The organism is Paenibacillus brasilensis (assembly GCF_009363115.1).
GTDB lineage: Bacteria > Bacillota > Bacilli > Paenibacillales > Paenibacillaceae > Paenibacillus > Paenibacillus brasilensis.
The window spans coordinates 5,388,965-5,404,557 of the sequence record NZ_CP045298.1 but is presented as its reverse complement, the minus strand read 5'-3'; the positions used below and the strand labels follow the sequence as shown (position 1 = coordinate 5,404,557).

Genomic DNA, 15,593 nt, shown 5'->3' with positions numbered 1-15,593 from the left:
GATGTCAAAAATTCGGGTACTGGATGAGCATATTGCGAACCAGATTGCTGCTGGAGAGGTCGTGGAACGTCCGTCCTCCGTCGTGAAGGAGCTGGTGGAAAATGCGATTGATGCAGGCGGTACACGTGTGGACGTGTGGGTAGAGGAAGGCGGATTGCAAAGTATCCGGGTTACGGATAACGGCAGTGGCATTGAGCCTGAAGACGTGGAAACGGCGTTTTATCGCCATGCGACCAGCAAAATCGGACATGGCCGCGACCTGTTTCAGATTACGAGTCTGGGCTTTCGGGGCGAAGCGCTGCCGAGTATCGCCGCTGTATCGAAAGTGGAGCTGCTTACGGCAGCCGGAGATGACGGGCGCGCGCGTAAATTGGTGATCGAGGGCGGCAAGCTGGTACTGCACGAGGATGCAGCCGCCCGCAAAGGGACGGATTTTACCGTTCGGGAGCTGTTTTATAATACGCCGGCACGGCTGAAATATATGAAAACGATCCAGACAGAGCTTGGTCACATTTCGGATGTACTGTACCGAATGGCACTCTCGCACCCGGAAGTGGCCTTTACCTTGCGACATAACGGCAATACATTGCTGCAAACGCTGGGCAATGGTGATCTGCTGCAGGTGATTGCCGCGATTTACGGAACTTCTGCGGCCAAGTCCATGCTGCTGCTGGAAGGAGAGAGCCTCGATTACCGTATAAGCGGCTTTGTCAGCCGTCCGGAGTGGACCAGATCGAATCGGAATGCGATTTCAACCGTAGTGAATGGGCGGTTTGTCCGCAGCTACGGGCTCAATCAGGCGTTGTTGAAGGCTTATCATACCTTGTTGCCAATCAATCGTTATCCGCTGGCTGTGATCCAGCTGGAGATGCACCCCTCATTGGTGGATGTCAACGTTCACCCCGCCAAGCTGGAGGTGAGGTTCAGCAAGGAAGCCGAACTGTTTCAGCTGGTTGAGGATTCGGTAAAAGCTGTTTTAGGCCAACAGGTGCTGATTCCTAAGGCTGTCAAACGCGAAATCGGCGGCAAGGATAGTGGCTCGTTTGTACAAGAGCAGTTCCATTTCTCGAAGGTACATGGTACTGGACATGGTACTGGATACGGCACGGGAAATAATCCGGAAGATTCTGCTTCTTCCGGGGAAGACCGGGGGCAGGCACAGCCGCTTTCCGGGGCCTCGCAAAAGGGACAGGACCCGCGTCAATCCAATCGCTTGAGTGGAAATGAAGAGAGCCGCAGAGTTAGCCCGGATCGTGAACAGCGTCCTTACAGGGATGGCGCTCCTGCTATTGATCGGGCAAAGGCTCTTTCAGGGACAAATGTCAGCGATGAAGAGCTGGATGCAGATTTTGTGGATGAAAACAATGGAAGCGGGGGCGTGTCACTTCCTGATTCTGCTATGCAGTCTCCCGGTGCTCAAGAGATGCAAGGCGATGGGGCTGTAATGGGCACATCTTCAGAATACAGCGGAGGCGTTCAGGAAACGGCTGCTTCTGCTGCCTATCATGCTTCTGTGTCTCCAAGTGCGGGAAACGCTCTGGATTCACGCCATTTTGCCGACCAGAAGCCTCAGTCACGGCTGAATGCTGAGCAGTTGGCAGCGGTGTCTGGTGAAGCTCCCGAGCTGCCCGCTTTTCCTGAGCTGAATTTGATCGGTCAGCATCACGGAACTTATCTTATCGCGCAGAACGATCAGGGCTTGTATTTAATTGATCAGCATGCTGCGCATGAGCGGGTCAATTACGAGTTTTATTATGAAAAATTCGGCAATCCCGAATCTGTATCGCAGGAGCTACTCCTGCCGATTACACTGGATTTTACGCCTTCCGAGACGGAAAAGCTGAAAACGAGGCTACACTGGTTTGAACAGGCGGGAGTGTATTTGGAGCATTTTGGCGGTCAAACCTTCCGTGTCACCTCTTATCCATACTGGCTTCCCAAAGGGGAGGAAGCGGATGTCATTGAGGAAATGGCCGGATGGGTACTGGAGGAAAAGGCCATTGATCTTGCCAAGCTGCGCGAGGCAGCTTCAGTTATGTGCTCTTGCAGAGCTTCGATTAAAGCCAACCAGAAGCTGACCGATCGACAGGCCGTCGTTCTGCTAGAGCGTTTGGCAGCGTGCAAACAGCCATACACTTGCCCTCATGGGCGTCCTATCGTCGTTTCCTTTTCCACGTATGATTTGGAGAAATTGTTTAAAAGAGTAATGTAAGGGAGTATAAATATGTTGCAGGATTGGGAAAACCGTGAAGAAGAGAAGCAGACGAGGCTTCGTGAGAAGCAAGCTGAATTACTGGTGACGACGGGAGATTCTCCCTCGGCTGAGGTTGTGCATCGAGCGGAGCTGCTTGCAGCCGAGCTGGGGGTGCTCTACGCCCCCCGCCGTGGCATATCGGTAGCTAAGCTAATCGCTGCACATAGAGTCCATCAGGCTCTGGTACTGGTGCAGGGCGGAGTGAGGCTGATTGGCCCGGAACAGCCACCGATGGCTTTTCACCCGAGTATGGGCTTCATTCGTGCTAAACGGGTATTAAAAGGTGAGCCTGACCCGATGTTGACTGCCGCCAGGCTCGTTCCGGGCGATACTGTGCTGGATTGCACCGCAGGACTTGGAACGGATTCCCTTCTGTTTTCAATTGGAACCGGAAGTTCAGGACAGGTAACTGCTGTGGAAAGCTCTTTCCCCGTCTATGCATTAATAAAGGGCGGAATGAGACATTACCGTTCCGGTAATTCTGCGGTGGATAAGGCCTTTTCCAGCATTGATGTTCGTTTTGATCATCATCTGCACTATTTGCGAAGCTTGCCGGATCGCAGTATAGATATTATTTATTTTGACCCGATGTTCCGCGATCCTTTGCTCGATTCCAGCGCAATCGGTCCCTTGAGAGGATTGGCTAACCCAGACGCGCTAGATGAGGAAAGTATTGTTCAGGCCAAGCGGATTGCACGGAAAACAATTGTATTGAAGGAAAAACGGGGCAGTGGGGAATTTACCCGCCTCGGCTTCCATGTGGAGCAACGGGGCACAACGAAAACAGTGTACGGAGTGATTGATATTGACAGCGGCATCTAAGCCTAAACTACTTGTTCTTGTTGGCCCGACGGCAGTCGGCAAGACGAAACTAAGCATTGAGATGGCACGACAATTTGATGCGGAAATTATTTCCGGCGATTCCATGCAGGTGTACCGTCATATGGACATTGGAACAGCCAAAATTTCCAAACAGGAAATGGAAGGAATCAAGCACCATTTAATTGATATTCATGAGCCTGAATACCCATATTCAGTAGCTGCATTTCAGGAAGATTGCCGTCGTCTCATACCGGATATTCATGCTAGAGGAAAATTGCCGTTTATCGTAGGCGGAACAGGTTTATATGTGGAATCGGTCTGCTATGAATACCAGTTTTCCGAGGTGGGTGCAGATGAAGCATTTCGTCAGGAACAGCTTGACTATGCCGACCAGTTTGGAGCCGAAGCGCTACATGCCCGACTACAGGCGGTTGATCCCGAAAGTGCACGTCGTTTGCACCCCAATGACCGTCGTCGTGTCGTTCGGGCATTGGAAATTTACCATGTTAGCGGAACGACACTCAGCTCGCAACTGGCCAGTCAAAAAAAGGAATCTCCCTACCAATTGTGCATCGTAGGTTTGACAATGGATAGGCAAATGCTTTATAAACGTATTGAAGACCGAATCGACGGGATGCTCGATCAAGGGCTTGTAGCTGAGGTAGCCTCCTTAATGGAACGGGGAGTGCGAAGCGATGCCATCTCCATGCAAGGTCTAGGCTATAAAGAGATATCCTCCTGCCTGCGGGGAGAGGTGTCTTTGGAAGAAGCGGTGACTTGGCTAAAACGGGATACGCGTCATTTTGCGAAGCGACAGCTCTCGTGGTTTCGCCATATGAAGGATATCCAGTGGGTAGATGTCACTGATTTCGGAAATTTTTCTGCTCATGCAGCCCAAATACACGAAATCATAGCAGGAAAGTTCCGGACAGACCTTGAATATACTTCAAAACAATCCAAATGATTATTGGGGGTACGGCTAAAATGAACAAGTCTATTAATATCCAAGATACGTTTCTGAATCAATTGCGCAAGGATTCTATACCTGTCACGGTATACCTCATCAATGGATTTCAGGTGCGGGGAACCATTAAGGCCTTTGACAACTTCACAATTGTTATCGACTCCGATGGGAAGCAACAGCTGATTTACAAGCATGCTATATCCACCTTTTCACCGCAACGGAATGTATCGCTTGTACAGCAACAGGATAATATCAGCGAAAACTGATTAGGGCTTGACGGTCGCCGGGATTGATGAAACTTTTCGAGCGTCCGTCTCGTCTAACTGTATAGGAATGTGACCGGGAGCAACCTGAACAGGGTTGTTCTTTTCATTCCGTTTTGATTTGATGCTGCCGACAGAAAGGTACACGTTCGGCAACGTATGATTATTCGCGAAAGGGAGTCAGGGGAATGCCAAACGATTCATTGTCCAGGTCCGGCAATCGCAATAGAAACACACCTAAAGAGAAGCCGAAGGGCAAGAAAAAGAAAATTACAGGTAAGCGAATTGGGTGGACGCTGTTTATTACGGCGGCGTTAGCCATATTTTGCGCACTTGCCGGATACTTGTTCGTCATGGTCAATGGCGAGCAGATTTACAAAGCCAACAAGGATAAAATTACAGTGAATGAGACATCGAAGGTGTATGATCGCAACAATGTGCTCATGGGTGAGCTGTCTGTACAAAAAAGCGATCCTGTCAAAAGTGAAGAAATTCCAGATTTGCTTAAAAAAGCTTTTGTGGCCACTGAGGATAAACGATTCTATGAGCATCAGGGTGTCGATATTTGGTCTATTGGGCGGGCGGCTGTTAAGGATATCGTAGCCCGTTCAGCAGTGGAGGGCGGTAGTACGCTGACCCAGCAGTTGGCCAAAAACCTGTTTCTGTCGCGTGACAAAACCTTTTTCCGTAAAGCGACCGAGGTATCCATTGCAATGGCGTTGGAGCGGAATTTGAATAAGGATCAAATTATTACGCTTTATTTGAACCGGATTTGGTTTGGACGCTCGTATTCAGGAATTAAAGCAGCGTCAGAAGGTTATTTTGGAGTGTCAGATTTAAATCAATTAAAGTTGTGGCAGATCGCTACATTGGCAGCTATTCCTAAAGGGCCTTCCAAATACAACCCGATCAGTAATCCGGAAAGCTCTAAGGCCCGGCGTGCGGTGGTTCTCCAGTTGATGTTCGAACAGGGAATGATTGGCAAGCAAGAGATGGAAGAGGCAAAGGCTGTAAATTACGATTACAAGCAGCCGGAAAAAGTGCAGAAGTATCAGAATTTTATGGAGTATGTGATGAATGAGGCAGAGGATGCTCTGCCAGGAGTTAGCGGAAATGATCTGATTACTGGGGGCTATAAAATTCATACAACCATGGATGCCCAGGCTCAAAATGCACTGGATCAGGCGATGGCGGATGATAATATGTTCGAAAAAAGTCCGGACGATCAGCCTGTTCAAGCCTCTATGGTGATTATCAACAACCAAACGGGCGGAATAGCCGCAATGGCACCCGGACGGGATTACAAAAAGGGAACCTTTAACCGCGCAACGCAAAGCCGTAGGCAGCCAGGCTCGGCCTTTAAACCTATTGCGGCGTATGCGCCGGCTCTTGAATCCGGCAAATTTACCATGGATACCCCTTTAAGCAATGAACGACAGAGCTTTAACGGGTACAGCCCGAAAAACTTGCACGGTTACTCATCGACCATCAGTATGACCGATGCGATTACAACTTCTGAAAATATTCCGCCAGTGTGGCTGCTGAACCAAATCGGCGTGGAAAAAGGGGTTCAATTCGCTGAAAGCCTGGGCATTCCGATGGATAAGAATGATCACTCGCTGGCTATTGCATTGGGTGGATTAAGCAAAGGGACCAATACCCTTGAAATGGCACAGGCGTATAGCGCTTTTGCCAATAAAGGACAATTCCAAAAGGCTTACTCCATTAAGCAAATCAACAATAGTGATGATCAAGTGGTTTATACTCACGAAGAGCAAACTAAACCTGTAATGAGTGAGAAAACGGCCTATGAAATGACACAAATGATGCAAAATGTAGTTAATAGCGGCACAGGACGCAAAGCGCGTATTGACTGGCCTGTAGCTGGTAAGACGGGTACGACCCAAAGTGGAATTAGCGGCAACAGTGGCAACCGGGACATCTGGTTTGTCGGTTATACACCAGAGTATACCGGAGCCGTATGGATGGGATATGACAAGCCGGATAGTAGGCATATGCTAAGAAACTACAGCGGACAATCTGCAGCCTTCTTTGGCAGGGTCATGAGTGAAGCTCTCAAAGGACATCCGGTTACGCAATTCTCCCAGCCGAAGGGATATGAACCGCCAGTCCAGGAGAAACCGACGGAGACTGTTCAGGCTACTGCCCCAAGCGGTTTGAACGGATCTTATAGTCAGGATACGCAAATTGTATCTCTATCCTGGACTGCAGCGACTGGAGATAATGTACAATACCGTGTGTATCGTAAAGGTAGCTCCGATGCAGGCTTTACGCCGATTATGGAGGCTATGAAAGGTACGAGCGGTGAAGATACCTCTCCTGTACCTGGAAATACGTATGAATATTATGTAGTCGCCTATGGGGCGGATGGTAAAGAATCCGAAGCTTCCAATACGATTCGTGTGGAAGTGCCTGCAGAGACGACCCCGGTAGATCCAAATCAGGGAACCGATCCCAGTCAGGGGGAATCCTTACCGGACAACGGTGGAGTTACTGATGGCCAAAATGGCACGGATCAGGGAAATACATTTCCTGGTGGTAATGATAACGGCACCGGCACGGATCAAACTCCAACGATTCCTGGGGACACCGGTGGAAATGGTACTGGGGGCACAGGCAATGGCGGCCCTGGTAACGGAAGTGATATGAACCAAGGGAATGGTCAGACAACTATACCGGATACAGGGACTACCAATAGTGATACGACGGTTAATCCGAATGATATTGGTACATCTACTACAGGAATCCCGGTGGACGGAAGCCAGGAAAATAATTCCAATGGTCATTCGAACTCCAATCGTGGGCATCGCAACCGAAATGATTAAGCTATGCTTGATGTAAGTTGACTTGTTTTAAGCTAAAGGTATTTTCGGACCGTTTTAAGGTCTGAGAATACCTTTTTTGTTGTAGCAAGATTATCTTTTTTGAGTGTAAAGTTTAAATATGGTAAGCTGGTTTTACCAATGTTGGAGAGGAACATCATTTATGAAGCGCAAATTCGGAGACCGGGCCAACTGGCGCAGAATAACGAATCGCAAGTTTGCTTGCCGGTATGTTGAAAGTGACGCGTTTACAGGATATGTGACCCTGTATACCATTTTGAGTCTCAAGGAGCCGTTATGGAAAAGCTACGGTGGTCATACGTTTTGCATAGCCGATAAAGGTTATTCCTGGCTGCAATATTATCCAAAAGGTGAGCATTATGTAGTGACGGCTATGTTTGACAATCGGGATCAGATTGTGGAATGGTACATTGATACCTGCCGAAATCAGGGTGTAACCGACCAGGGTGTGCCTTGGTTTGACGATTTGTATTTGGATGTCGTAGTGCTTAAAAATGGTGAAATCTTTTTGGTGGATGAGGATGAGCTTGAGGAAGCGTTGCAACGTGGTCATATTTCAACGCAAGAGGCAGAATTGGCTAATCGTACAGCGGCTGATGTACTGCGTCGGATAGATGCCCACATGTTCCCCTATTTTAAAATGTCATTGAAACACCGTGCAGAATGGTTTCACAACGGTGATTTCAAGAGGGATCGGTGAAGGTTTTGCAGTGGAATGGTAATATCGGGCCAAAACGCGCTGATCCTCCAAACAGGCTAAGAAGCTCGAGGAAAAGATTTATCCTACTCAAGCGCCTTGTGCTTTGCTTACTGATTGTTCTGCTGATCGGATTGGTATGGGCAGGCGCCCAAGTTTGGAAAATGAATACAGCCGCCTCCACCAGTCCGCTTCAGCAAGCGCAAATCGGAATTGTGCTGGGGGCTTCCATGTGGGGAGCAGAGCCCAGCCCCGGATTAAAGGAGAGGCTGGAAGAAGCCTTGCGGCTATACCGCAACGGGACCGTAAAGCGTCTGATTGTAAGTGGAGGGCTGGATAAGCCCGATTTTCCATATACAGAGGCCGAAGGCATGCAACGCTATTTGGTAGATAGGGGTATCCCTGCCCAGCATATTGTACTGGAGAACCATGCGACCAGCACCTTTGAAAATCTGCTGTACAGCCAGCGAATTATGAATGAGTATGGCTGGACCTCGACTGTGATCATTACCCATAGCTATCATGGCCCTCGCGCGATGGAGATCGCTCAATTTTTGAATTTCGACCATCCTCAGCTGGCTTTGACGGAATCCAAAGTTCTGAACATGCCGCTTCATCAATCGAGAGAAGTACTGGCTCACGCTAAATGGACGCTGCAACGGTGGTGGACCAGCGTTCAAACTTGGCTGGCCTGAGCGGGCAGAAATGCTTGTGTGTATTCCCGTTGCTTTTGTGCTAATAAGGACATGCCGGACCGAATACATTAATAGGGTAAGCTGTGCCTGAAGAAATGTTGAGGTGATGGATGCATGAACGGACGGGGAATCGCCGCGGGCAAGCGGTCGGAGGAGAGACCTTCCAGACAAATCAATGTCGTGCTGCGTAGCCCGGAGCCGATAGCTTCGGTGACTGTGGACGAGAAGGAAGCAGCAGCTTCAACCAAGTCGCAGGCGCTACCGCAGTATCTCAGTCTTTATCAGGAAATTCAGAAAGAACTCGATCATCTCGTTGGCTTGGATAACATCAAAGACCTGGTATTTGAAGTATATGCTTTTTTGCAAATTACCCATATGCGCACGGATGCGGGATTGCTGAGTAATGCACACGTATATCACATGATTTTCAAAGGGAATCCTGGTACGGGGAAAACGACGGTAGCCCGCATTATCGCTAAAATGCTGCAAAAAATGGGAGTGCTGAGCAAAGGTCATCTGATTGAGGTAGAAAGAGCTGATCTGGTAGGGGAGTATATTGGACACACTGCGCAAAAAACACGGGATTTGGTGAAGAAATCTCTCGGCGGGGTGCTTTTTATTGATGAGGCCTACAGTTTGGCACGCGGAGGGGAAAAGGATTTCGGCAAAGAAGCGATTGATACCCTGGTAAAGGCTATGGAAGACCAAAAAAATCAATTTATTCTGATTCTCGCTGGGTATTCGGGGGAAATGGACTTTTTTTTGCGAACAAATCCAGGTTTGCCTTCTCGCTTTCCGATCCAGTTGGATTTTCCTGACTATACCGTCGATCAGCTTATTCAAATCTCCGAGATGATGGCTAAGGAACGGGATTATATTCTTATGCCCCAATCCATACTCAAAATGAAGGAGCATTTGCTAAACGAGCGCAATGACAGTCTTCATGCATTCAGTAATGCACGTTATGTCCGTAACGTGATTGAAAAAGCAATTCGTCATCAGGCTGTCAGGCTGCTCAATCAGTACAGAAGCGGGCAGCCCGGAAAGCAGGAATTGATGACACTGCGTCCAGAGGATTTGAAATTGGACAAAAGATAGGCGATAATGGGAATCTGAATCTTTAAATCACATCGAATTGCACGACATTGAACGGGGCCGGCCTGAATATCAGGTCGGTCTCTGTTCGAGGGTTGATATGAAAATAAAGGAGCAAACAAAATGGCGAACTCCACTCATGATACACAAACCGAAATACAGGATAAGGCGGTACTGGTCAGTCTGATTACGGACGAAGTCAAACGTTCTGGCATCAATACGGAATATTCGCTGGATGAGCTGGTGAAGCTGGCTGAGACAGCGGGGGTTGAAGTGCTTAGCGTCCTGACCCAGAACAAGGAGACGAAAGACTCCAAATGGTTTATTGGTAAAGGGAAAGTAGAGGAATTACGTGCGGTGGCCGAGGAACTCGGGGCAAATACAGCTATTTTTGACCAAGAGCTATCGGGGGCCCAGGTACGAAATCTGGAAGAAAGCCTGGATCTCAAAATTATTGATCGGACACAACTTATTCTGGACATTTTTGCCCTGCGTGCGAAAACACGTGAAGGTATTATTCAGGTTGAACTGGCACAGCTGTCATATTTGCTGCCGCGTCTGTCTGGACATGGTAAAAACCTATCACGGCTGGGGGGCGGAATCGGAACGCGTGGTCCTGGTGAAAGCAAGCTGGAAACAGACCGTCGTCATATCCGCGACCGTATCAGTGATCTGAAACGTCAGCTGGAAGAGGTAACCCGACATCGCTATTTACACAGAGAGCGTAGACAGAAGAGTGGTATCGTGCAGGTAGCGCTGGTTGGCTATACTAATGCAGGCAAATCAACGCTGTTAAAGCAACTGACGGCAGCTGACGTATATATTGAAAACCAGCTGTTTGCAACGCTGGATCCTACCTCCAGAACGATGGAACTGCCAAGTGGCAAGGAGGTTATTCTTACAGATACGGTCGGATTTATTCAAAATCTGCCTCATGATTTGGTAGCTTCCTTCCGGGCTACTCTGGAGGAGGCTAATGAAGCTCATCTTATTTTACATGTCGTGGACGCCTCTTCGGACATGCGCGACGAACAGATGAAAGTTGTAGAGACGATCTTGCAGCAGCTGGGTGCTGCGGACAAGCCTCAGATTGTCTTGTTTAACAAAAAGGACGCTTGTACCCCTGAGCAATTGGAAATGCTTCCTTCAGGGGAAGGCTATTTGAAAATCAGCTCCTTCGATGAAGGAGATTTGCTGCGTATCCGTGAGCTGGTTCAAGAGCATTTGAGTGGAGATACACTGAGATTCCGCATTCCTGCGGGACGTGGCGACCTGACATCGGTGCTGTACCGAATCGGAGACGTGCTGCTGACAGAGTATGACGGTAATGATGTCATATATGAGGTAGAAATTCAAAGAGGCGAATATGAAAAGTATGGTCATGCGCTTAGCGAGTTCACAGAAGCTTAACATCTGATGACGTTTTTGGCTCAATGAATGATTAGAATGGATCATCGTTCAAAGCGAGCAGTAATATAACAATAATAGCCTAAGTCTGGGTAAGAGAGAGGGTCAAGCAGGTAAAATGGTAGTTTTTAGTCCGGAAATTCAGCAAATTCAGGAATCGGTAGAACGAAAAATACAGGAACGTATACAGCACATAGATTATATCGTTGATGCAAATCAGTGGAAGGTTATTCAGTCTTTCCAGCGGAAGCAAGTGAGTGATTTTCATTTTGCAGGTTCTACGGGATATGCCTACAATGACCGGGGGCGTGAGGTGCTGGAAGAGGTTTATGCCGATGTATTCGGTGCGGAAGCAGCGTTGGTGCGTCCGCATTTTGCATCGGGAACCCATACGATCGCAACAGCTCTATTTGGTGTGTTGCGTCCGGGGGATGAACTATTGTATATCACCGGGCGGCCTTATGATACGCTGCACAAGGTGATTGGCAAGCCCGGCGATGGAACAGGGTCATTACAGGATTTTGGTGTTACTTATGGAGAAACAGCCTTAACAGCGGAAGGAAAAGTGGACTGGGAAGCGGTGGAGGCTGCAATTCATGCCAATACCAAGGTGATCGGTATCCAGCGTTCACGTGGTTATGATTGGAGAGCTTCCTTTAGTGTAGCCGATATCAAGGAAATGACAGCGCGTGTAAAGGCGATAAAACCTGACGTCATTGTCTTTGTAGACAATTGCTATGGAGAATTTACCGAAAAGCTGGAGCCTACTCAGGTTGGTGTCGATTTGATGGCAGGTTCGCTGATTAAAAATCCCGGTGGCGGCATTGCCGAAACGGGTGGTTATATCTGCGGTAAACAAGAGTATGTAGAGCTGGCAGCCTATCGACTAACAGCACCTGGAATTGGCGGAGAAGTAGGAGCGATGCTGGGCACCACACGAGGTATTTTTCAGGGCTTATTCCTTGCTCCAACACTGGTTGGGCAGGCGATTAAAGGCAGTGTATTTGCAGCTGCGGTTTTTGAAGAAATGGGCTTTGAGACTAAGCCGGCTTGGCATGAGGAGCGCACAGATTTGATTCAGGCAATCTCTTTTAGCGGACCAGAGCATCTCATCGCTTTTGTGCAGGGAATTCAGCGTGCTGCCGCTGTGGATAGCCATGTGGTACCTGAGCCGTGGAATATGCCAGGCTATGAGCATCCGGTTATCATGGCGGCCGGTACCTTTATACAAGGGGGAAGTCTGGAATTATCCGCAGATGCACCGATTCGTGAACCCTATATTGGTTACATGCAAGGGGGCTTAACCTACTCTCATGTGAAATATGGAGTACTTATGGCCCTGCAAACAATGAAAGAACGTAAATTATTGTGAGTTTTTCTAACATGTCATTGACACTTTGCATCAGCTAAATGTACAATAAGGTGAATAAAAGATCACTGGAAGGTTGATGACAAATGGGCGACGAAATTCGCAGAAATATGGCCTTGTTTCCAATAGGTATTGTCATGAAGCTAACGGACTTGTCAGCACGTCAGATTCGTTATTATGAACAGCATAACTTGATAGTTCCTGCCCGTACATCGGGTAACCAACGTCTTTTTTCTTTTAATGACGTAGAGCGATTGCTTGAAATCAAGGCGTTGATTGAAAAGGGTGTTAACATTGCGGGAATTAAACAAGTCATGAATCCGGTTACCAAAGAATCGGAGGAGGCTACGGTTATTACGGCAGACACGGAAGTCAAACGTCGTGAAATGTCCGATACTCAGCTTCACCGCTTGCTGAAGCAACAGCTTGTGGCAGGCAAAAGACCGGGACAGGTATCCCTGATCCAAGGTGAATTATCACGTTTTTTCAATAAAAGATAATGCTATATCTTGCATCTTGAACTTATCATTTAAGAAATTTATGGAATAGCTGAATACTGTCGCTACAGAAAGGGAGAGGTTAGTGTGAGTTACACCAGAGAAGATATCCTTCGGATTGCGAAAGAAGAAAATGTTCGCTTTATTCGTTTGCAGTTTACAGACTTGCTGGGCACAATTAAAAACGTTGAAATTCCGGTTAGCCAACTCGAAAAAGCATTGGATAACAAAATGATGTTTGACGGTTCTTCCATTGAAGGTTATGTGCGTATCGAGGAATCTGACATGTACTTATATCCAGATTTGGACACCTGGGTTGTGTTCCCTTGGGTAACTTCAGATCGTGTAGCTCGCTTGATCTGTGATATTTACAAACCTGATGGAGTTCCATTTGCAGGTGACCCACGCGGTATTTTGAAACGTGTACTTAAGGAAGCGGAAGAGTTGGGATATACTTCGATGAATGTTGGACCTGAGCCGGAATTCTTCCTGTTTAAAACAGATGAAAAAGGCGAGCCGACCACAGAACTGAATGACCAAGGCGGATATTTTGACCTGGCACCGATGGATCTGGGCGAAAACTGCCGTCGTGAAATTGTTCTTAAGCTTGAAGAAATGGGCTTCGAAATTGAAGCATCCCACCATGAGGTTGCACCTGGTCAGCATGAAATTGATTTTAAATATGCGGATGCAATCAAAGCTGCCGATCAGATTCAAACGTTCAAGCTTGTTGTCAAAACGATTGCGCGTCAGCATGGTCTGCATGCTACCTTTATGCCAAAACCATTGTTTGGTGTGAATGGCTCCGGTATGCACTGTAATCAGTCGTTGTTCAAGGAAAATGAGAATGTATTTTATGATGAAACGGACGAACTCGGATTGAGTCAAACAGCCCGCCACTATATGGCTGGTATTCTCAAGCACGCACGTGCAATGGCCGCAATCACGAATCCAACAGTGAATTCATATAAGCGTCTTGTACCAGGTTATGAAGCGCCTTGTTACGTTGCCTGGTCTGCAAGTAACCGCAGTCCGATGATTCGGATTCCTGCATCTCGTGGCCTGAGTACACGTGTCGAGGTTCGTAATCCTGATCCGGCTGCAAATCCTTATTTGGCCTTGGCTGTGATGCTGAGAGCTGGTTTGGATGGCATCAAGCGCCAGTTGCCTCTGCCAGCTCCGATTGACCGTAACATCTATGTTATGTCCGAGGAAGAGCGTATCGAAGAAGGCATTCCAAGCCTGCCCGCGGACTTGAAGGAAGCTTTGTCTGAGCTCATTCGGAGCGAAGTTATCTCCGACGCACTGGGCGACCATGCTCTGGCTTACTTTTACGAGCTTAAAGAAATTGAATGGGACATGTATCGCACACAGGTTCACCAGTGGGAACGTGATCAATATCTGACGCTTTATTAATCTTGGAGTCCCTTGACACATCTGGTGTTGAGGGATTTTCTGTTATGTGGGTGATTTGAATTATTCATCAAAGAAGAGGAGGGCGCCCACAAAATGCCCACAAATTATTTACCAAGAATGCCTTTTGTATATTCCTCGAACTGATCTATATTTTTTGCCTCGAGCTTTTTTGAAATGTGGGAATATACGTCAAGCGTTATCTGACTGCTGCCGTGTCCGAGCTGCTCCTGAACGAATTTCACGTCCATTCCGGCTTCTAGGGCAAGAACTGTGTATGTGTGCCTTAGGGAATGGATTGGCAACTTCGGCAGACCGGCACGCGGGCAGATGCGCTCAAAGGCATTAAATAAGCTAGATTTGGGCATCGGGCTACCATCATTCCGGCAAAGGACCAAATTCAAATCGTGTCTATACAGTCCGTCTCCCAGGCTGATTTTGTTTTGATTCTGCCAATTGGCATGATATCTCAAATCGTTAGCCAATGATTGACTGATTGTGATGATACGATCCGAGCGGAATGTTTTAGGATCGCCAAATAGTTCTTCATCGCTTTCGGGTTGGAAATCCAGTGTTTCGTCAATCGTGATAGTTCGATTCTTTAAATCTATATCAGACCATTTTAACGCGGCTGCTTCCCCTTTTCGCATGCCGGTTTCGATAAGAACCTTAAAAAATATCCAATACACATAACCATATTTATGGGCCTGCCGTAAAAACGTCGGTATGTGAGTGGAATCGATAAATTTAACAGCGCGTTTTTTCTTCTCACCTTTAATCTCGACCCCGATACACGGATTCTTCTCTACCTTACCGATCGTTGTTGCTTTCTGCAGGGCATTATGCATGGTTGAGTGAACGATTTCAACGGTTCGTTTACTTAACTCTTTTTCGTTGAGCAGATGATTTAAAAACGTCTGATACATCTCGGGTTTAAGGTCTCGTAACATAAGCTTCTGAAAATAAGGGGTAATGTGGTTTTTAATGTTGTTCCAATGCAGTTTGATAGTGTTCTTTCGTACAGAGCCTTCCTTGTATTTATCCATCCAGGCATTCAGGTAATCAATCAGCGGAACGTCTGCAATCTCCAAGCCTCGCGCTAATTGACGCTCGAATTCCTGCGCGGCAAGCTCGGCCTCTTTTTTCGTCTTAAATCCACGCCCTGACTTTTCTCTAAACTTCTGCGTGAAAGGGTCTTTGTACCTTAACCGATATTCCCATCCAGTACCGTGTTTTTTGAAACTTGCCACTTT

13 protein-coding genes are annotated in these 15,593 nt (G+C 47.6%); 12 read left to right on the top strand and 1 reads right to left on the bottom strand.

The window, feature by feature from the left end; all coding sequences use genetic code 11:
• Position 1 precedes the first annotated feature (1 nt).
• From mutL to glnA, 12 genes are all read left to right on the top strand, one after another.
• A complete protein-coding gene (mutL, locus tag GCU48_RS25695; RefSeq protein ID WP_152381931.1) occupies positions 2-2,212 on the top strand; it encodes a DNA mismatch repair endonuclease MutL in 2,211 nt (736 codons plus the stop codon).
• 12 nt (positions 2,213-2,224) lie between these two features.
• Entirely contained in the window at positions 2,225-3,076 is an 852-nt protein-coding gene (locus GCU48_RS25690) for a class I SAM-dependent methyltransferase (RefSeq protein ID WP_152381930.1), read from the top strand.
• Positions 3,060-4,040 (top strand): tRNA (adenosine(37)-N6)-dimethylallyltransferase MiaA, encoded by a 981-nt coding sequence (gene miaA, locus GCU48_RS25685; protein WP_152381929.1) that lies wholly within the window; start codon positions 3,060-3,062, stop codon positions 4,038-4,040. The genes GCU48_RS25690 and miaA overlap by 17 nt, the downstream gene beginning before the upstream one ends.
• A gap of 20 nt (positions 4,041-4,060) precedes the next feature.
• Positions 4,061-4,306 carry an RNA chaperone Hfq gene (gene hfq / locus GCU48_RS25680; RefSeq protein WP_025718194.1) on the top strand — a complete coding sequence of 82 codons (246 nt, stop codon included), beginning with the start codon at positions 4,061-4,063 and terminating at the stop codon, positions 4,304-4,306.
• A gap of 185 nt (positions 4,307-4,491) precedes the next feature.
• Entirely contained in the window at positions 4,492-7,149 is a 2,658-nt protein-coding gene (locus tag GCU48_RS25675) for a PBP1A family penicillin-binding protein (RefSeq protein WP_152381928.1), read from the top strand.
• Positions 7,150-7,309: 160 nt separating this feature from the next.
• Positions 7,310-7,867 (top strand): ribonuclease FAU-1 family protein, encoded by a 558-nt coding sequence (locus GCU48_RS25670; protein ID WP_025716322.1) that lies wholly within the window; start codon positions 7,310-7,312, stop codon positions 7,865-7,867.
• The gene (locus GCU48_RS25665) at positions 7,864-8,559 is read left to right on the top strand and encodes a YdcF family protein (RefSeq protein ID WP_152381927.1); all 696 of its coding nucleotides are present in this window, start codon (positions 7,864-7,866) and stop codon (positions 8,557-8,559) included. Before GCU48_RS25670 ends, GCU48_RS25665 begins: the two co-directional genes overlap by 4 nt.
• Before the next feature lie 114 nt (positions 8,560-8,673).
• Positions 8,674-9,657: an AAA family ATPase gene (locus GCU48_RS25660; RefSeq protein ID WP_152381926.1), complete on the top strand. Its 984-nt coding sequence runs from the start codon at positions 8,674-8,676 to the stop codon at positions 9,655-9,657.
• A gap of 120 nt (positions 9,658-9,777) precedes the next feature.
• Entirely contained in the window at positions 9,778-11,064 is a 1,287-nt protein-coding gene (hflX, locus tag GCU48_RS25655; protein ID WP_152381925.1) for a GTPase HflX, read from the top strand.
• A 115-nt stretch (positions 11,065-11,179) separates the two neighbouring features.
• A complete protein-coding gene (locus tag GCU48_RS25650) occupies positions 11,180-12,433 on the top strand; it encodes a methionine gamma-lyase family protein (RefSeq protein WP_152381924.1) in 1,254 nt (417 codons plus the stop codon).
• 83 nt (positions 12,434-12,516) lie between these two features.
• Positions 12,517-12,930: a MerR family transcriptional regulator gene (locus GCU48_RS25645; protein ID WP_007430683.1), complete on the top strand. Its 414-nt coding sequence runs from the start codon at positions 12,517-12,519 to the stop codon at positions 12,928-12,930.
• An 84-nt stretch (positions 12,931-13,014) separates the two neighbouring features.
• Complete coding sequence (gene glnA, locus GCU48_RS25640) at positions 13,015-14,343, top strand: type I glutamate--ammonia ligase (RefSeq protein WP_007430682.1); 1,329 nt, start codon at positions 13,015-13,017, stop codon at positions 14,341-14,343.
• Between the two features lie 104 nt (positions 14,344-14,447).
• Here glnA and GCU48_RS25635 read toward each other — a convergent pair whose 3' ends face one another.
• Positions 14,448-15,590 (bottom strand): site-specific integrase, encoded by a 1,143-nt coding sequence (locus GCU48_RS25635; protein WP_152381923.1) that lies wholly within the window; start codon positions 15,588-15,590, stop codon positions 14,448-14,450.
• Between the last annotated feature and the right edge of the window lie 3 nt (positions 15,591-15,593).